This window comes from Stappia taiwanensis, from assembly GCF_014635285.1.
GTDB lineage: Bacteria > Pseudomonadota > Alphaproteobacteria > Rhizobiales > Stappiaceae > Stappia > Stappia taiwanensis.
Window position 1 is genome coordinate 129,471 of the sequence record NZ_BMCR01000008.1, and the last position, 18,801, is coordinate 148,271.

The window sequence follows — 18,801 nt, forward strand, 5'->3', positions numbered from 1 at the left end:
GCCGCCGCCATGACATCCTTCACCTCGCCGCTCTACCGCGACCTGTTCGGCGATCCGGAGACGGCAACGCTTCTGGACCCGGCAGCAGAGCTCACCGCCATGATCGAGGTGGAGCGGGCGCTGGCCCGGGCTCAGGCCCGCTGCGGCATGATCCCGGAGGCCGCCGGCGCGGCGATTGACAGCCAGCTCAAGACCTATCTTCCCAACCCGGCGGACCTTGCCACCGGCACGGCCTCCGCCGGGGTCGCGGTGCCGGCCCTTGTCGCCGTCCTACGCGACCATCTGGGCGCCCCCGGCGCGGATTACCTGCATTTCGGCGCCACCTCCCAGGATATTGTCGACAGCGCCCTGATGCTGCGCTGTGCCCGGCTGCTTGCCCTTTACGAAACCCGGCTGGAAACGCTGATCGCCGCGCTCACCGGGCTGGCGCGCGCTCACGCCGGCACAGGGATGGCCGGACGCACCCGCACCCAGACGTCAACGCCGATCAGCTTCGGCCTGCGCGCCGCCAACTGGGCCCGCCCGCTGGCCATCGCGCTTGCCCGGCTGCGCTATCTGCGGCGCGCCGGCCTGCCGGTGCAGCTTGGCGGCGCCTCGGGTGACCGCTCGATCCTTGGCCGCGACGGGCGCCAGATCGCCGATGCCCTCGCGGCCGAGCTTGGTCTTGCCCCGTCCGCCCCCTGGATGACCGACCGGCATCCCATCGGCGACATTGCCCATGTGCTTTCGTCCCTTTGCACCGCGCTCGGCAAGATCGGCGCGGATGTGCTGATCGCCAGTCGGTCCGAGATTGGCGAGATCCGGCTTGAGGGGGCAGGCGGCTCCTCGACCATGCCGCAGAAACAGAACCCGGTGGCGGCGGAAGCGGTGATTGCGCTGGCGCGCACGGCCTCGGGACTGGCAAGCCTGATCGGCACAAACGGCATTCACGCGGAAGAACGCGATGGCGCCGGCTGGATGGAAGAGTGGCTGGTGCTGCCGCAGCTTTTTGCCGCCAGCGGCGCGACCCTCTTGCGCGCCGGTGAGCTCATCGCCGCGCTGCGCCCGGCGCCAGAGGCCATGACGGCGACGCTGGAAGCAAGCGGCGGGCAGCTTCTGGCCGAACGGCTGTCCTTCGCCCTGCTGCCGCATCTGGGACGCGCGGGCGCACAGGCGCTGGTCAAGCGGGCGGCGGTGACCGCACGCGCCGAGGGGACGCCGCTAGCAGCAGTGGTCAAGGCTCTCAGCGACGCTCCGCTCGACTGGGCCACGCTCGCCGATGAAGCCGCAGGGCTTCAAGCCGCCGCCGCCATGACCGAGGAGATCCTGGCCGAGATCGACGCCACGCTGGCGGATGAAACCTAGGGTCGTGGCGGCGGGTTTCCCCGCCGCGCATCGCTTACCTCTGGCCGCGGAAATATGGCTTCAGCATTGCCCTTGGATAGTCCGCCTTGCGGGCGACCACCACCAGCGCGGCAATCGACAATAGATAAGGCATCATCAGGAACACCTGACCGGGGATGACGCTCCCCACCTCTGTCTGCAGCCGCACCTGGAAGGCATCGAAGGCGCCGAAGAGCAGCGCGCCGATCAGCGCCTTGCCCGGCCGCCAGGACGCGAAGACCGTGAGTGCGATGCAGATCCAGCCACGGCCGTTGACCATGCCGAAGAAGAACGCATCGAAGGCGGACATGGTGAGAAACGCCCCACCCAGCGCCATCAGCGCCGAGCCGGCGACCACGGTTCCCATGCGCAGCAGCGTCACCGACAGGCCCTGCGCCTCGATCGCCGAGGGGTTGTCGCCGACGGCACGAATGGCAAGGCCGAGCGGCGTGCGGTAGAGCACGAAGGCGACCACGACGACGAATGCCAGCGCCAGGAAAGTCAGCGGTGTTTGCTGAAACAGCGCCGGGCCGAGAAATGGCAGGTCCGACAGATAGGGAATGTCGACCGGCTGGAACGCCTCGATGCGCGGCGGCGAGGACACATCCGGCAAGGCGGTGCGGTAGGTGTAATAGCTCAGACTGGTGGCGAACAGGGTGACGCCAATGCCGGAGACATGCTGCGACAGGCCGAGCGGCACGGTGAGGATGGCATGGACGAGCCCGAAGGCGGCACCGGCAAGCGCGGCCACCAGCACCCCGCCCCAGAGCCCGGCGCCGAGCCAGACGGCCATCCAGCCAGCCATCGCCCCCGCGGTGAAGATGCCCTCGATGCCAAGGTTGAGGACGCCGGCCCGCTCGCACAACAGCGCGCCGAGCACGCCAAAGATCAGCGGCGTGGCGATGCGCAGCGCCGCCGCCCAGAAATTCGCCGTCAGCAGGATCTCGAGAATGTCGCTCATGCATCCGCCTTTCGCGCTTTCGGGGTGACAAGGCGGATCCGGAAGCGGACGAACAACCCGGAGACCAGCACGCAGATCAGCGAGGTGGCCACCACCAGATCCGCGAGATAGTTGGAAACGCCAATGGCCCGGCTCATGGAATCGGCACCGACGAAGATGCCGGCGATGAACAGCGCGGCGAACACGACCCCGAGCGGCGACAGGCCGGCCAGCATGGCGACGACAATGCCCGTATAGCCGAAGCCCGGCGACAGATCCGCCGTCAAATAGCCTTTCAGGCCGGCCACTTCGCTGACGCCGGCGAGACCTGCGAGCGCGCCGCTGAGCAGACCGACGCGGACGAAGGTGGCGGTCACCGGGATGCCCGCGTGCCGTGCGGCCTCCGGGTTTTCGCCCACCGCGCGGATCTCGAAGCCCCAGACCGTGCGCTTCAGGAAGACGTGAACCGCAACCGCCATCACCAGCGCCAGGATCAGGCCGGAATGCACCCGCATTCGCTCCAGCAGCTTGGGCAGCATCGCCTCGTCGAGCATCGGCTCCGACTGCGGCCAGCCCATGCCCATCGGATCCTTCATCGGCCCTTCGAGCATCATCTGCACGGCGAGGATCACCACGAAGTTGAGAAGCAGGGTGGTGACCACCTCATCGGCGCCGAGCCGCACCTTCAAAAGGGTCGGCAACAGCATCATCATGCCGCCAGCAAAGGCCCCGGCGAGCACCACCAGCGGGATCAGCAGGGCGGGCGGCGCGGAGATCGCGCCGGTGCCGACGGCAACCGCCGCCAGCGCCCCGGCATAAAGCTGGCCTTCTCCGCCGATATTCCAAAGCCGGGCGCGGAACGCCACGGCGGCGGCCAGTCCGGTCAGGATCAGCGGCGTTGCCCGGGCCAGCAGCTCGGAAAAGGCAAAGACCGACCCGAACGCGCCCCTGGCCATCAGAAGATAGGCCTCAAGCACCGGCGCGCCGGCGGCGGCAATCGGCAGGCTGGCAAGCAGAAGGGCCACCAGCGCGGCGGCGACCGGCGCGCCAACGCGGCGGGCGGAGGAGACGTTTTCGCGCGGCTCGAAGCGGATCATGCGGCCTCGCTTTCGGTGTGGTGCCCGGCCATCATCAGCCCGACGCTTGCCCGGTCGAGCTCTTCGCTGGGATGCGGCGTGCTGAGGTGGCCGCGATGGATGACGGCGATACGGTCGGAAAGGGCGAAGAGCTCATCGAGATCCTCGGAGATCAGGATGACACCAGCGCCGCGCGCCCGCGCCTCCAAGAGGCGGCGATGCACGTCTCCGGTGGCGCCGATATCGAGCCCGCGCGAGGGCTGGGCCGCAAGCACCACCACCGGCTCCGCATCGAGGGTGCGGGCCAGCACGATCTTCTGGATGTTGCCGCCGGACAGGAGCCGGGCGACCGCCCCTCCCCCCGGGCAGCGGATGTCATAGGCGGCAATCGCCTCCCGGGCTCTGGCTGCGATGGCCGAGAAGTCGAGAAAGCCGAACCGCTGGTAGCGCCGCCCGCGGATCTCCTCGATGACGAGGTTTTCCGCAACCGTCATGGCGCCGACGACGCCATCGCGATGGCGATCCTCGGGGATGCGGGCGATGCCGCTGCGGATCATGTCGCCGGCATCATGGGCATGAACCGGCTTGTCGCGCAGGAAAAGGCTGCCGCGTTCGGCCGGAAGCAGGCCGGACAGAAGCCGGGCAAGGGTCGATTGACCGTTGCCCGACACCCCGGCGATGCCGAGGATCTCGCCCTCATGCAGGGTAAAACCAACATCGCGGATGCTGTCGCGCCCCTCACCGGCCGAAACCCCGTCAAGGGTGAGCAGAGCTGCGCCGGGCGCCTTCGGCTCGCGCCGGCTCGGCGTTACCGCATGGCCGACCATCAGTTCGGCAAGCTTCTGCCGGTCGCACTCGGCGGTCGGCAAATCCGCCACCTTGCGCCCCAGTCGCAGAACGGCCACCCGGTCGGAGGCAGCCAGCACCTCGGCCAGCTTGTGCGAGATGAAGACAATGGCGATCCCTTGCGCAGCAAGAGACTTCAGCGTGGCGAAGAGCGTGTCGGATTCCTGCGGGGTCAACACGGCGGTCGGCTCGTCGAGAACCAGCACCCGGGCATCGCGATACAGCGCCTTGAGGATTTCCACCCGCTGCTGCTCGCCGACGGAGAGGCGCGAGACCCGGACGTCCAGGTCGACCTCCAGCCCCGAGCGCCGCATCAGCTCGGCCAGACGCGCCCGGGCGTTGCGTCCGGCAAGGCCGGGGCGGATCAGCGGCACGGTGCCGAGCACGATGTTCTCGAAGGCGGTGAGGTTTTCCGCCAGGGTGAAATGCTGATGCACCATGCCTATGCCGGAGCGCAGCGCCGCCCCCGGCGACCCGGGCTCCATCGGCTCAAGCCGGCCATCGGCGCCGGCCACCGAAACGGTGCCTTCATCGGCCACGTAATGGCCGAACAGGATGTTCATCAAGGTGGTCTTGCCGGCGCCGTTCTCGCCCAGCAGCGCGACGATTTGGCCGCGCCGCAGCTCCAGATCGACGGCCTCGTTGGCCAGCAGCGCGCCAAAGCGCTTGGTAATGCCGGACAGCGCCAGCACCACCGGTTGTTCTCCCGGACCCGAGGTCATGACCTCTCCCTTAGGGTGTGCCGCACCTTGCACCGGGACCCCGGCGCCGGGTGGCAGCCTCGCTTCTTCTTGTGATGACGGTTATCGGGACGGCAGCCTCCGCCGGCAGGCGGAGGCACGTGTCTGGCTGCGGCCCTCGGGCCGCAGCGCCGGTTACATGGTCGACTTGGGTTCGCCGTCGTTGACGTTGACCCGGAACAGACCGTCGCGGATTTCCTGTTCCTTGGCGCGCGCGGCGGCCACCGCGTCGGCATCGGCAAGGCTTTCATCGACGACGAAGCTGCCGCCGCCATGGCCCATGTAGCTGTACTGGCCGTAGTCGATCGGCTCGAAGGCATCGCCGGAAACCACCTCGATCACCCGGTCGATGGTCGGCTCCATGTGCCACAGGGCGCTGGACAGGATCGTGCCGGGATAATCGGCGGCGGTGTCGATCACATTGCCGATGGCCAGAATGCCCTTTTCCTTGGCCGCGTCGGACACGCCGAAGCGCTCGGCATAGAGGATGTCCGCGCCCTTCTCGATCATCGCGAAGGCGGATTCCTTGGCCTTTGGCGGGTCGTACCAGGAGTTGATGAAGGTGACGAGGAACTTGACGTCCGGATTGACCGCCTTCGCCCCGTCCATGAAGGCGTTCATCAGCCGGTTGACCTCGGGGATGGCATAGCCGCCGATCATGCCGATGACATTCGACTTGGTGGCCTTGCCGGCGATCATGCCGGTGAGATAGCTCGGCTCATGGATCCAGTTGTCGAACACGGCGAAATTCGGCTTGGCCGGACCGAAGGACGAGCCCATCAGGAAGGCGGTGTCCGGGTATTCCGCCGCGACCTTGCGCGCGGCGCGCTCCACGGCGAAGGCCTCGCCGATGACCAGATCCATTCCCGCTTCCGCATATTCGCGCATCACGCGCTCATAATCGGTGTTGGCGACATTCTCGGAGTAGGTGTAGGTGACGTCGCCGCGCTCCTCGGCGGCCTTCAGCGCCGTGTGGATCCGTCCAACCCACTGCTGTTCGACCGGAACCGTGTAGATCGCGGCAACCTTCAACGGCTTGTCCTTGGCGATCGCGGGTGCCCCTGCGACCGCGACTGCGGCCGCCGCAGCCAGACCGAGAACGGCCCGCCGCGTGACGGCAAAACGGGAAAGAAATGCCATGTGTTTCCCCCTGGCGCTTGGATGATGCGGCTGGATTTGACCATAGAACAGGCGCGCCCACAATGGAGGCAGGCAGGCCGGCAAGCTGTTTTTTGAACGAATGGACAAAATTTGATCGTTTGGACAAATTTTCACCGCTGGGCGGCAAGATTTCCCGCATCGCACACTGGGATCATGCCGCATCGCACCTTGGCCAGAGGTGAGAAAGACCGGCAAGAAACGGCGCGGAACGCCCCGTCATCTTGGCTCCGGCCTTGCCGCGCAGCGTGTCCGCTTCAGCTTGCACCGGACCGGCGCCGGGCACGCAACAGGATGCTCTTCAGGTCGACCACACCGGTCAGCTGCGTGAACAGCGCGAACAGGATCATCCCGCTTGCGACCAGCGCCGCCAGCGCGGCAAAGCGGATCACCAGCAGTGGCGAGGCCAGTGCGCCGGCCAGCAGCATCCCGCCGGCGTAGACCCCAACGCCCATCAGCACGCTGGCAAGCGCCAACAGCGGCAGGCGCCGGCGCGCGTTCGGGTCGAGACGAAAATACCCGCGCCGCCACAAGGTGCCGGCGAGCAGACCGGTGTTGACCCAGCCGGCCAGGGTGGTGGCAACGGCAATGCCCACATGGCCGAGAAACGGTGACAGGGCCAGCGCGCCGATGACATTGACCGCCATGCCGACGCCGGCAAACCACATCGGCGTCACCGTGTCTTCCCGGGCGAAGAACCCGGGCGAGAACACCTTGTTGAGCACGAAGGCGGGCAGCCCGGCGGCATAGGCGACAAGCGCCGCCGTGGTGGCGGTGGTGGCCGCCGCATCGAAGGCGCCGCGCTGATAGAGCACGGAGACGATGGCCTCGGGCACGACGATCAACGCCACGGTGGCCGGCAGGGTCAGCGCCAGGGCGAATTCCAGCGCCCGGTTCAGCGTCCGGTTCGCCGCCTGATCCTCGCCGGAGCGCAAGGTGCGCGACAGGTCCGGCAGCAGCACCACGCCGATGGCGATGCCGACGACGCCCAGCGGCAATTGGTAGATCCGGTCCGCATAGTAGAGATAGGAAACCGCGCCGGCCTGGGCCGAGGCGATGATGGTGCCGACGGCAATGTTGATCTGGGTGATGCCACCGGCAACCACGCCGGGAATGCCCAGCGCCCACAGCCGCTTGACCGCCGGGGTCAGGCGCGGGCGACGCAGGGGCACGGAAAACCCCATGTGCCGGACAGCACCATAGACAAGCGCAAGCTGGGCAAGGCCGGCCACGGTCACGCCCGCCGCAAGAGTGGCACCAAGGCCCGTGCCCGGCTCCAGACCGCTGGCCCAGATGCCGCTGAGGACGATGATCATCACGATGTTCAGCACCACCGGCGCCAGCGCGGCGGCGGCAAACCGCCGATAGGTGTTGAGAATGCCGGAGAGGAAGGCGACCAGCGACATGCACAGCAGATACGGAAAGGTGATCCGCGAGAGCAGCACCGCCAGATCGAACTTTTCCGGATCGGAGGCAAAGCCCGGCGCCAGCACCCAAACGAGCGCCGGCATCGCCACCTCGGCAAGCGCGGTCAGGGCCAGAAGCGTCCATAGCAGCGCGGCGAGGATCTCGGCGGCGAACCCACGCGCGCCGGCATCCCCCTGCTCTTCCACCGACCGGGCAAACAGGGGCACGAAGGCGGAGTTGAACGCCCCTTCGGCAAACAAGCGGCGGAACAGGTTCGGCAGGCGAAAGGCGACGAAGAAGGCATCGGCGACCGGTCCGGCACCAACGAAAGCGGCGATCATCACATCGCGGAAGAAGCCGAGCACGCGACTTGTCATCGTCGCGCCGCCCACGGTCGCGAAATTGCGGAGCAGACTCATGTGGCCTCGCTATACGGCGCTGGTGCGGCGCGGCCGCCGGCGCCCGGGCTCCTCGCCCTCTTCGCCGTCGACGGCCTCGCACAACCGCGTGCGAATGGCTTCCTGCCGGCCGATATTGCCAATTTTCTGACCGGTCAGATCGGTCACATAAAAGACATCCACCACCCGCTCGCCGAACGTGGCGATATGGGCGGAATTGATGTTGAGATTGAGCCCCGAGATCGCTCGGGTCAGATCGAACAAGAGCCCCGGGCGATCCAGCCCGGACACCTCCAGCACCGTGTGCCGGTTCGACCAGGAATTGTTCACGAGCACCTCCGCCTCGATGCGGAAGGCCTTCATCCGCCCGCGCGCCGCCGCCTTGCGGGCAACGCTGTCCGGCAAACGCTCCTGGCCGCGCAGGGCCTTTTCGATCAGGGTGCAGATCCGCTCGCCGCGGCGCAGCTCATCGTCATCTCGCGGCAGTTCCCGGGAAATGAAGATGGTGTCGAGCGCATAGCCGTCGGTGGTGGTGTCGATCTGCGCATCGACGATATTGGCGCCGGCAACGAAACAGGCGCCGGCGATGGTCGAGAGCAGCTTGGGATGATCCGCCGCCAGAACGGTGATCTCGGTAACCTCCTCGAAGGCATGCGCCACCACGCGCGAGGCGAACCCGGTCGCCGCCGCATCCGCCTCGCGGATCATCTGTGCATCGGCCAGCTTGCGTTCCAGCGGCACCCGCAGCCAGTAGGCCGGATAGTGGCGCTCCAGATAGGCTTCCCGCGCCTCCGGTTCCCAGGAGGCCAGCGCCTCGGCCAGTTCGGCCTTGGCCGCCGCTACCCGCTGGCTGTGTGGCGCCTGGCTGTGGCCGCCGCTCAGCAGCGGCTCCGTCTCATAATAGAGCGTGCGCAGCAACTGCCCCTTCCAGCCGTTGAACACATTCGGCCCGACGGCGCGGATATCGGCGACGGTGAAGATCAGCAGCAGCTTCAGCCGCTCAAGGCTCTGCACCACGCGGGCGAAATCCTCGATGGTCTTGCGGTCCGACAGATCGCGGGACTGGGCGATGGTGCTCATATCGAGGTGATGCTCGACCAGCCAGGCGACCGTATCCGTCTCCGAGGCGCTGAGGCCGAGGCGCCGACACAGGCGCCGGGCAATGCGCGCACCGGCGATCGAGTGGTCTTCCGGCCGCCCCTTGGCGATATCATGCAAGAGCATGGCGACGAACAGCACCTTGCGGTTCTGGATCGTCCGGATCAGATCGGTGGCCAGCGGATGATCGTCGCCGGCCTCGCCGCGCTCGATCTCACCCAAAACGCCGATGGAGCGGATCAGATGCTCATCGACGGTGTAGTGGTGATACATGCTGAACTGCATCATCGCCACGACCTTGCCGAAATCCGGCAGGAACCGGCCCAGAACGCCAGTCTCGTTCATCTTGCGCAGCAGGGTTTCCGGATCGCTGCGCGAGGTCAGAACCTGAAGGAACAGACGGTTCGCCTCCGGGTCCTCGCGCATCTTCGGGCCGATCAGCTTGAGCGAGCGGCGCACCCGCTTCAGCATCTCCGGATGCAGCATCGCCGAATGCCGCTCGGCGAGCGCAAACAGACGAATGAGATTGACCGGATCCTTCTCGAAGGCGCTTTCCGAGGCCAGGTTGAGCCGACCGTTGTCGATGACGAATTCGGGGAATCCCTTGACCAGGCGGCGACGGCGGTTGCGCCCGGTGAGCTGGCCGATCAGCCGTGACAGCGGTTGCGGCGCCTTGGCGTGCTGCTCCTCCAGCGCGGCGCAGAAGATCCGGGTCAGATCGCCCACATCCTTGGCCACGAGGAAGTAGTGCTTCATGAAGCGCTCGACGTCCTTCATGCCCGGGTGCTGGGTATAGCCCAGCCGCACGGCAATCTCGCGCTGCACGTCGAAGGACAGCCGCTCCTCGGCCCGCCCGGTAAGAAAATGCAGGTGACAGCGCACCGCCCAGAGAAAGTCCTCGCCCTTCTTGAACCGCTGATAGTCGGCGCGGGAGAACACCCCGGCCTTGATCAGGCCGGCGCCGGACCGGACCCGATAAAAATACTTGGAGATCCAGAACAGGGTGTTGAGGTCGCGCAAGCCCCCCTTGCCTTCCTTGACATTGGGCTCGACCAGATAGCGCGAGGTGCCCTGGCGCCGGTGGCGCTCGTCCCGCTCGGCCAGCTTGGCGGCGATGAACTCCGGCCCGGAGCCGGCGACCACCTCCGTGTCGAAGCGGCGCACCATATCGGCGAACAGCGCCTTGTCGCCCCAGATGAAGCGCGCCTCCAGCACCGCCGTGCGGATCGTCATGTCGGAGCGAGACAGGCGCAGGCATTCCTCCACGTTGCGGGTGGCATGACCGACCTTCAGCCCCAGGTCCCACAGCATGTAGAGAATATATTCGACCACCTGCTCGCCCCAGGGGGTCTGCTTATAGGGCAGCAGGAACAACAGATCGACATCCGACCCCGGCGCCAGCGTGCCCCGGCCATAGCCGCCAACAGCCACCACCGCCATGCGTTCGGCGGCGGACGGATTCTTCACCCGGTAGACGTGATGCAGCGCATAGTCGTAGATGACGCGGATCACCTCATCCTGCACATGAGACAGGCGCCGGGCGCACAAGGTGCCGCCGCCATCCTCGAACAATCGCTTTTCGGCAACCTCGCGCGCCTGACGCATGGCCGCCTTCAGCAGGGACAGCGCCTCGGCGCGCACACGCATATCCGACCCGTCGCCATCATAGGGCACGGTGAGGGCCGTCAACTGGCGGCGCAACTCCTGCGAATCGATCAGTCCGGCAAGCGGATCCGCTGTCTTGCTCATGGGTTCAGGTCCGCGTTTTTCCTGGTTTCCGGCCGCGCCGGCCTCTCCGGTTTTCGTGCAAGCGGGGCGCGAGGGTACGCGCATGGCCGCATCCGGTCGAGTCCGGCGCGCAACATGCCCGCCTTACACGCCATCGCGCGCGGCCGCCGCCTTCACCTGGTAAAGAAGCTGTTCCAGGCTCTCTTTCGACAAGCCGTCGATCTTCTGTGCCAGCAGATTGGCAAGTTCGGTCGCCTCCGGATCAAGTCCGCCGGTGTCGATCGTGATCTTCGGGTCGGACATTTCGGCAAGTCGCTGCAGTTCCTCCGCCTCGTCCCAGATGACATTGAAGAAGGCAATGATCCGCTGCACCATGAACCAGGTCGGCCGGCCGCGCCGGCCATGTTCCAGCGCGGACAGGTAGGCGGAGGAGACCGCCAGCGCCGCCGCCATGTCGGCCTGGGTGATGCCGCGCTTCTTGCGCAGCTCCCGCACCTTGGCGCCGAAGGGGGTCACAGGCGCCTCCCTCGGCCCGCCTTGCGCAGGCGTACATATAGGGCGCCGCCACCGCCATGGGCGGGGTGCGCCTCCTCGAAACCGACCACCAGAGACCTCATTTCGGGAAAGGCGAGCCATTGCGGCACCACCCGGCGCAAGATGCCGCGCCCTTCCGCAGCCATGCTGCCTGCCCCCTTGCCGGTGATCACCAGCACCAGGGTGAAACCGCGCGCCTGTGCCTGAGACAGAAACCCGCGCAGCCGCACATGCGCCTCGGCCTGGGTCAGGCCATGCAGGTCGATGCGGGCATCGATCGACCGGGTGCCTCGGGCCAGCTTGCGGCGCTGGCGCGGCTCGATCGGCGCCAGCGGCGGCTGGGAGGGACGGGCCGGCGGGCGCAGCGCCGTCTGGGTCTTGGGCGCGGTTGGTCGGCCGGACTTCTCCGCTGGCGCCGCTCCGGCTTCCGGCGCCTCCGGCTCAACAGGTTCCGGCCGCACCGGGCGTCCAGGCAGCGGCGTGACATGGGCGGTCACCTGCGCCCACAACTTGCGCTCGTCGGGAGAGGGCAGGCGTGTGCCCTTGCGTCCCCGGCTCACGAGGCGCCTCGCGGCAGCAGCACCGTCATCGCCGCCTCATGCTGGATCGGGCCGGCCTTTTCCCCTGCCGCCGCGCCGGAGCCGAAGAACACATCGCCCCGGGCCGCGCCAGTGATCGCCGATCCGGTGTCCTCGGCCAGCATCAACCGTTGGAACGAACGCATCCCGCCGCCCGCCCCGAGCGGCAGCTCCGCCGAGACGAACACCGGCGCGCCATAGGTGTGAAACCCCGCATCCACCGCCAGACTGCGGCCGGCCATCAGCGGCAGGCCCGCAGCCCCGACCGGCCCTTCCTCAGGCGAGATTTCGGTCACCTCGCGAAAGAAGATGTAGGAGCGGTTGCGCCGCAACACAGCGTCGATTTCCTCGGGATTGTCCGCCAGCCAGCCACGCAGCACCGCCATGGTCACCGTGCCGGGTTTGGCCAACCCCCGCTCGATCATCACCCGGCCGATCGGCGCATAGGGATGCCCGGTCTTGCCGGCGTAACCGACCCGCATGACACCGCCCCCTTCCAGCCGGATGCGGGCGGAGCCTTGCACGTGGATGTAAAACGCATCGACCGGATCGGCGAGCCAGACCAGTTCCAGCCCGTGCCCAGAGAGCGCCCCGTCCATGATGGCGCCGCGATCCGGCGGGCGACGGAGGGTGCCGTCACGGTCACGCAAGGCGAACGGCCAGTCCTTGTCGGCCCAGGCTGGACGGTTCGCCTCGGTCAGTGCCACCAGCTCGGGCGGGCGCCGCAGGAGCGGATAGGGGTAGGCGGCGCTTCTGGTCCGGGCACCGCGATATTCCGGCTCGAAATAGCCGGTCAGAAAGCCTTTGGCCGCGATCCGGTGCGGGAGAAACGCCTCTTCGAAAAACCGGCGCGCAGCCGAAGCGCCCCCCGCCGCCCAGGCCCTCCGGGCACTGGGGCACAGCGCGGCAAGCGCCTCGGGGTCGATGCCGAAGGCGCCCGTCTTGCCGACAAAGCCCTTGTCGCAATGGCGCAGGAAGCCAGCGAGCGCGGCCCGGTGGTCCTCCTCCGCCCAGCCGGGCATTTCGGTAAATGTTGTGGGGTGCAGAAGGGGCATTGCCTGTCCGGGCTTGTCGGATGCGGCTCGCGCCGGAGAGGCTCCGGCCAAGACCATCCCGGCCATCAGCAGCAGAACGGCAAGAGGGGCGGATGATGACCGCCCCTCGATGGATCCCGGTCGGGCCACGGCCCTTACTCGACCGATTCGGTCGCGACCAGCTTCCAGTTGGGATCGCGCGATCCGGTATCGCGCGCAAAAGTCCAGATGTCGGTGACGTCGCTTACCGTGTTGGGGTCGCCATCGACGATGGCGCCATCCCGGTCGCGGGTCGCGGTGATCAGTTCGCTGCGGAACTTCACCGTCACCTGCGCGGTGCTGCCCTTCATCGCCGCCTCGACGATATCGGCCTTGTCGATGCCGACGAAGGTGGACTCGATGGTCTCACCGCGGGACTCCCGATCGGAAATCGCGGCAACAAACCCTTCGTAGACATCCTTCGACAGGAGGTTCTTCAGGGTCTTGCGGTCGCCGGCGGCGAAGGCCGAAACGATCATCTCATAGGCCGCGCGCGCACCTTGCAGGAAGCTTTGCGGCTCGAACGAGCTGTCCGCCGACAGGATCTTGCGCAGCGCCTCGTTGAGGGCCGAGCCCTGCGGCGCCACCGTCTCCAGCGTCGCCGTCTGCGCGACCGGTGTCGACGAGCCACCCTGTCCCGGCAGCGGGATGACGTTGTCTTCCACCGGCGCGGAACGCGCGGGGGCGTCCTTCTCCCGATCCGGAGCCGAATAGGGGTCGAAAGGCGGCCGCTCGTGACCTGTCCGCTTGCCCAGAACGCTGCGCAGCCTCAGGAAGATCACGACGGCCAGAACCAGGAAAATGATCGTGGTGACGTCGAACATTTCGCTCATTTCATTTCCGGTCGGTTGACATCAAGGGGAGCGCTTGCCGCATGGCGACGCCCGGGCCGGTCGCGGGTCCACGCCACGCTCCCTGAATTTTCTTATGTAAGGCTCCTTGAACCAACATCCAACCTCAAGCACAAGCCCTCCGTGCGATTTCACGCCCGGCCAAGCGCATTTTACTCGCAATCCGGCCAATTGTTTCCTACCTAAAGGGGCGTAAATCACGCGCGCGGTCTACCCCTTGTACGCGCCTCCGCCCACAGGCCCCATCCGCGAGGGCCGGCCAACCAACGCAACGGTGCCCATGCCCATTGGTCTGATCCTGCTCCTTGTCCTGATCGGTCTGCCGCTGATCGAAATCGCCGTCTTCGTCGAGGTCGGTTCGGAAATCGGTGCGGTCTGGACCATTCTCCTGACCATCGCCACGGCCGTCGCCGGTTCGGTGATGCTGCGGCTGCAAGGGGTATCGCTGCTGACACGGATGCGCGCCGAAATGGATGCGGGGCGCGTGCCCGGCGAGGATCTGGTCCAGGGGGCGATGATGGTCGTTGCCAGCATCCTGTTGCTGATCCCCGGCTTCGTCACCGATGCCATCGGCCTGCTTTTGTTCGTGCCGCCGCTGCGCGCGGCGCTGGCCCGCGTTGTCGCGCGCAACGCACCGGTCACCGTGGTCCATGCCGATGTACGGCGGCAGCGCGGTGAAGGGGTCGTCGATCTGGACGCCGACGACTGGTCCTCGGTCGATCCGAACGACGGCCAACGCCCAACGAATGGCCAGTCCGGCTCGCCCTGGATCACCGATGAACGCCCGCATGGCGATGACAACCGAAGCGGGCAGTGACGCCTTCCTGATCGATTAACGGGATCTACACTCCACCTTCGCTACGCTTCGCGCGCGGTCTTGCAGGCTGCGGGGCGAAGCGAGGGTAGAGCGACCATGGCGTCTGCGGCGAACGGACGGATCGACTGGGTCGATACGGCAAAGGGCTTCTGCATCATCTTCGTGGTGATGATGCATTCCACAATCGGCGTGGAAATCGCCGCCGGAGAGCCCGGCTGGATGGGCGCCATCGTCGCCTTCGCCAAACCCTTCCGCATGCCGGATTTCTTCATGATTTCCGGCCTGTTTCTCGGGCTGGTGATCGACCGCCCCTGGCGCAGCTACCTTGACCGCAAGGTGGTGCATTTCGCCTATTTCTACGTGCTGTGGCTCACCATCCAATTCGCCGTCAAGGCGCCGATGATGGCCGGCGAAATCGGCTGGGCGGGCGTCGCCGGTCAGTACCTTCTGGCCTATGTGCAGCCCTTTGGCACGCTCTGGTTCATCTACATGCTGCCGGTGATGTTCGTCATCACCAAGGCCCTGCACCGCGCCGGCCTGCCCTGGTATCTGGTGCTCGGCGCCGCCGCCCTGTTGCAGATCGCCCCCATTCACACCGGCTCGGTGCTGATCGACGAATTCGCCTCGCGCTACGTCTTCTTCTACTGCGGCTATGTCTTCGCCGCCCGCGCCTTCGCCCTGGCGCACTGGGCCCGGCATCACCTGCCGCTGGCCATCGCCGGGCTGCTTGCCTGGGGGCTGGTCAACGGCGGTCTCGTCTTCACCGGATACAGCGAATGGCCGGTCATCAGCCTGGCGCTCGGCGGCGCCGGCGCGCTTGCGGTGATCGTCTTTTCGGCGCTGCTGACCCAGCTTGGCGTTTCCGCGCCGCTGCGCCATTGCGGCGAGAACTCCATCGTCGTCTATCTGGCCTTCTTCTTCCCGATGGCGGCGACCCGCATCATCCTGCTGAAGACCGGGATCATCCCGGATGTCGGCTGGATTTCCCTGATCGTCACCGCCGCCGGGGTGATCGCCCCGCTGGTGCTGTGGTGGCTGATCCAGCGGACCGGCCTTGGCACCTTCCTGTTCGTGCGCCCCGCCTGGGCGCGCCTGTCCGGCACGGGCCCCGGCCGCACCCAGCCGCAGGCTGCGGAATAAGCGGAGAAAGCAACAAGCGGGGTTTTCTCAGGCCGTCAACGCAGGCATGATCCGCGCCATGTCGACACAAGATCCCGCCTCCGCCCTTTCGCCCGACGATCATCTCATTCTGGTCGACGGCTCCACCTTCATCTTCCGCGCCTATCACGCGCTGCCGCCGCTGACGCGCAAGTCGGACGGATTGCCGGTCGGCGCCGTCGCCGGCTTCTGCAACATGCTGTGGAAGCTGTTGCAGGAGGGGCTGACACCGGAAGAGGGCGACGAGCCGACCCACATGGCGGTGATCTTCGATCATTCCTCGAAGACCTTCCGCAGCGAGATCTACCCCGAATACAAGGCACAGCGGCCGGAACCGCCGGAGGATCTGATCCCGCAATTCGGGCTGATCCGCGAGGCGACGCGAGCGTTCTGCGTGCACAGCATCGAGCAGGAAGGCTTCGAGGCCGACGACCTGATCGCCACCTATGCCCGCTCGGCGGCGGCCCATGGCGCGCGCGTCACCATCGTGTCCGGCGACAAGGATCTGATGCAGCTGATCGGGCCGCGCGTCGGCATGATCGACACCATGAAGAACAAGATTTTCGGCGAGCCGGAGGTGTTCGAGAAGTTCGGCGTCGGCCCGGACAAGGTGATCGAGGTGCAGGCGCTGGCCGGCGACAGCGTCGACAATGTGCCCGGCGTGCCCGGCATCGGCCTGAAGACCGCCGCCCTCCTGATCAACGAGTTCGGCGATCTGGACACGCTGTTGGCGAAAGCCGACACGATCAAGCAAAAGAAGCGGCGCGAGAACCTGATCGAATTCGCCGAGCAGGCCCGCATCTCCAAACAGCTCGTCACCCTCAAGGATGACGTGCCGGTCGCGCTGCCGGCCAGCGCACTGGCGGTCACCGATCTGGACGGTGCCCGCGCCGTCGCCTTCCTCAAGGCGCTGGAGTTCAGCACCCTGACCCGGCGCGTCGGCGAAACCACCGGCGCCGATATCGCCGCGATCGAGCCGGCGGAGCTTGTCATCAAGGGCTGGCACGAGCCGGATGCCAAGGGCCGCCAGATGGACAATGGCCGCACGCCGGCAGGCACCGCCGCCGCAGCCGACCCTGACGGGGGAGCCGGTGGCTGGCAGCCGCAGACGGTCGCGGATGCGGCCGCCGAAGCGGCGAAGGCCGCTCCGGTCGATGCCAGCGGCTACGAGACGGTGACGGACACTGACCGGCTGTCCGCCTGGATCGCCGAGGCGGCGGAGACCGGGTATGTGGCGGTCGACACGGAAACCACCTCGCTCGAGGCCATGCAGGCCGATCTGGTCGGCGTCTCGCTGGCCACCGCGCCGGGCCGCGCCTGTTACATTCCGCTCGGCCATGTGGACGGGGACGGCGACCTTCTCGGCGGCGGCGGCCTGATCGCAGGCCAGATCCCGCTGACCGAGGCGCTGGCGCTGCTCAAGCCGATGCTGGAAGACCCCGGCATCCTGAAGATTGCCCAGAACCTCAAATACGACTGGCTGGTGCTGCAACGCTACGGCATCGAGGTCGGGCCGCATGACGACACCATGCTGCTCTCCTACGCGCTCGACGCCGGCATCGGCGGCAATGGCATGGACGCCCTGTCCGAGCGCTGGCTCGGGCACACGCCGATCCCCTTCAAGGAGGTCGCCGGCTCCGGCAAGTCGATGATCACCTTCGACAAGGTGCCAATCGAGACCGCCGCCGCCTATGCGGCCGAGGATGCCGATGTCACCTTGCGGCTGTGGCAGGTCTTGAAGCCGAGGCTCGCCGCCGAGCGCATGACCACGGTCTACGAACGGCTGGAGCGGCCGATGGTGCCGGTGCTGGCGAAGATGGAAGCCCGTGGCATCGCCATCGACCGGCAGATGCTGTCGCGGCTGTCGGGCGATTTCGCGCAAGGCATGGCGCGTCTCGAAGCAGAGATCCACGAGCTGGCCGGCGAGCCGTTCAATGTCGGCAGCCCGAAACAGCTCGGCGACATCCTGTTCGGCAAGATGGGCCTGCCGGGTGGCAAGAAGACCAAGACCGGCGCCTGGTCGACCTCCGCCTCGGTGCTCGACGATCTTGCCGCCGAGGGCCACGAGCTGCCGGCGCGGATCGTCGAATGGCGGCAGCTTTCCAAGCTGAAATCGACCTACTCGGACGCGCTCCCCGGCTTCGTCAATCCTGAGACCGGACGGGTGCACACCTCCTATTCGCTGGCGGCGACCACCACTGGGCGGCTGTCCTCCTCCGAGCCCAATCTGCAGAACATTCCGGTGCGCACCGAGGCGGGACGGAAGATCCGCAAGGCTTTCATCGCCGAGAAGGGCAACAAGCTTCTCTCCGCCGACTACAGCCAGATCGAGTTGCGCGTCCTGGCGCATATGGCGGATATCGAACAGCTCAAGCAGGCCTTCGCCGATGGGCTCGACATTCACGCCATGACCGCCAGCGAAATGTTCGGCGTGCCAATCGAGGGCATGGACCCGATGGTCCGCCGCCGCGCCAAGGCGATCAACTTCGGCATCATCTACGGCATTTCCGCCTTTGGCCTGGCGGCCCAGCTCGGTATCTCGCGCGGCGAGGCGTCGGATTACATCAAGACCTATTTCGAACGCTTCCCGGGCATCCGCGACTACATGGAGGAGACCAAGGCCTTCGTGCATGCCCATGGTTATGTCACCACCATCTTCGGCCGGCGAGCGCACTATCCGGAGGTCAACACCAAGAACCCGAACATGCGCGCCTTCTACGAGCGGGCGGCGATCAACGCGCCGATCCAGGGATCGGCGGCGGATATCCTGCGCCGGGCGATGATCCGCATGGACGAACGCCTCGCCGCCTCCAAGCTCAATGCGCGGATGCTGCTGCAGGTCCATGACGAGCTGATCTTCGAGGTGCCGGAAGCAGAGGTCGACGCGACCATTTCGCTTGTCCGCGACGTCATGGAAAGTGCCGCCGAACCGGCGGTGCGGCTGTCGGTGCCGCTGCAGGTGGATGCCCGCGCCGCCGACAACTGGGACGAAGCGCACTAACGCGCTCTCGGCAGCGCCGGAAACCCGCCGCCAGCC

Annotated in this window: 14 protein-coding genes; 4 read left to right on the top strand and 10 right to left on the bottom strand. The window is 66.8% G+C overall.

All coding sequences use genetic code 11. The annotated features are described in order from the left end of the window. Positions 1 to 9 precede the first annotated feature (9 nt). A complete protein-coding gene (locus IEV83_RS17080; RefSeq protein ID WP_181760094.1) occupies positions 10 to 1,344 on the top strand; it encodes a lyase family protein in 1,335 nt (444 codons plus the stop codon). 34 nt (positions 1,345 to 1,378) lie between these two features. On the opposite strand, the gene IEV83_RS17085 is transcribed toward IEV83_RS17080, so the two are convergent. The 10 genes from IEV83_RS17085 to IEV83_RS17130 all read right to left on the bottom strand — a co-directional run bounded on the left by IEV83_RS17085 (position 1,379) and on the right by IEV83_RS17130 (position 13,771). Next, positions 1,379 to 2,323: an ABC transporter permease gene (locus IEV83_RS17085; protein WP_181760095.1), complete on the bottom strand. Its 945-nt coding sequence runs from the start codon at positions 2,321 to 2,323 to the stop codon at positions 1,379 to 1,381. Beyond that, positions 2,320 to 3,399 (bottom strand): ABC transporter permease, encoded by a 1,080-nt coding sequence (locus IEV83_RS17090; RefSeq protein WP_181760096.1) that lies wholly within the window; start codon positions 3,397 to 3,399, stop codon positions 2,320 to 2,322. Before IEV83_RS17090 ends, IEV83_RS17085 begins: the two co-directional genes overlap by 4 nt. Next, the gene (locus IEV83_RS17095; protein WP_181760097.1) at positions 3,396 to 4,946 is read right to left on the bottom strand and encodes an ABC transporter ATP-binding protein; all 1,551 of its coding nucleotides are present in this window, start codon (positions 4,944 to 4,946) and stop codon (positions 3,396 to 3,398) included. Before IEV83_RS17095 ends, IEV83_RS17090 begins: the two co-directional genes overlap by 4 nt. Before the next feature lie 153 nt (positions 4,947 to 5,099). Beyond that, entirely contained in the window at positions 5,100 to 6,104 is a 1,005-nt protein-coding gene (locus tag IEV83_RS17100; protein WP_181760098.1) for a BMP family protein, read from the bottom strand. A 275-nt stretch (positions 6,105 to 6,379) separates the two neighbouring features. Then, positions 6,380 to 7,948, bottom strand: coding sequence for a murein biosynthesis integral membrane protein MurJ (murJ, locus tag IEV83_RS17105; protein WP_181760099.1), 1,569 nt, complete (start codon positions 7,946 to 7,948; stop codon positions 6,380 to 6,382). A gap of 9 nt (positions 7,949 to 7,957) precedes the next feature. Next, positions 7,958 to 10,774 (bottom strand): [protein-PII] uridylyltransferase, encoded by a 2,817-nt coding sequence (locus IEV83_RS17110; RefSeq protein ID WP_181760100.1) that lies wholly within the window; start codon positions 10,772 to 10,774, stop codon positions 7,958 to 7,960. Positions 10,775 to 10,897: 123 nt separating this feature from the next. After that, positions 10,898 to 11,269: a helix-turn-helix domain-containing protein gene (locus tag IEV83_RS17115; protein ID WP_181760101.1), complete on the bottom strand. Its 372-nt coding sequence runs from the start codon at positions 11,267 to 11,269 to the stop codon at positions 10,898 to 10,900. Continuing rightward, entirely contained in the window at positions 11,266 to 11,847 is a 582-nt protein-coding gene (locus tag IEV83_RS17120) for a Smr/MutS family protein (RefSeq protein ID WP_181760102.1), read from the bottom strand. Before IEV83_RS17120 ends, IEV83_RS17115 begins: the two co-directional genes overlap by 4 nt. After that, the gene (mltA, locus tag IEV83_RS17125) at positions 11,844 to 12,920 is read right to left on the bottom strand and encodes a murein transglycosylase A (protein ID WP_181760103.1); all 1,077 of its coding nucleotides are present in this window, start codon (positions 12,918 to 12,920) and stop codon (positions 11,844 to 11,846) included. Before mltA ends, IEV83_RS17120 begins: the two co-directional genes overlap by 4 nt. Before the next feature lie 134 nt (positions 12,921 to 13,054). Continuing rightward, a complete protein-coding gene (locus tag IEV83_RS17130) occupies positions 13,055 to 13,771 on the bottom strand; it encodes a Tim44/TimA family putative adaptor protein (protein ID WP_181760104.1) in 717 nt (238 codons plus the stop codon). Between the two features lie 298 nt (positions 13,772 to 14,069). Between IEV83_RS17130 and IEV83_RS17135 the strand changes: the two genes are divergently transcribed. The 3 genes from IEV83_RS17135 to polA all read left to right on the top strand — a co-directional run bounded on the left by IEV83_RS17135 (position 14,070) and on the right by polA (position 18,765). Next, complete coding sequence (locus IEV83_RS17135) at positions 14,070 to 14,606, top strand: FxsA family protein (protein WP_181760105.1); 537 nt, start codon at positions 14,070 to 14,072, stop codon at positions 14,604 to 14,606. Between the two features lie 96 nt (positions 14,607 to 14,702). Next, complete coding sequence (locus IEV83_RS17140; RefSeq protein WP_181760106.1) at positions 14,703 to 15,746, top strand: acyltransferase family protein; 1,044 nt, start codon at positions 14,703 to 14,705, stop codon at positions 15,744 to 15,746. A gap of 46 nt (positions 15,747 to 15,792) precedes the next feature. Then, entirely contained in the window at positions 15,793 to 18,765 is a 2,973-nt protein-coding gene (gene polA / locus IEV83_RS17145) for a DNA polymerase I (RefSeq protein WP_181760107.1), read from the top strand. The last annotated feature ends 36 nt before the right edge of the window (positions 18,766 to 18,801 follow it).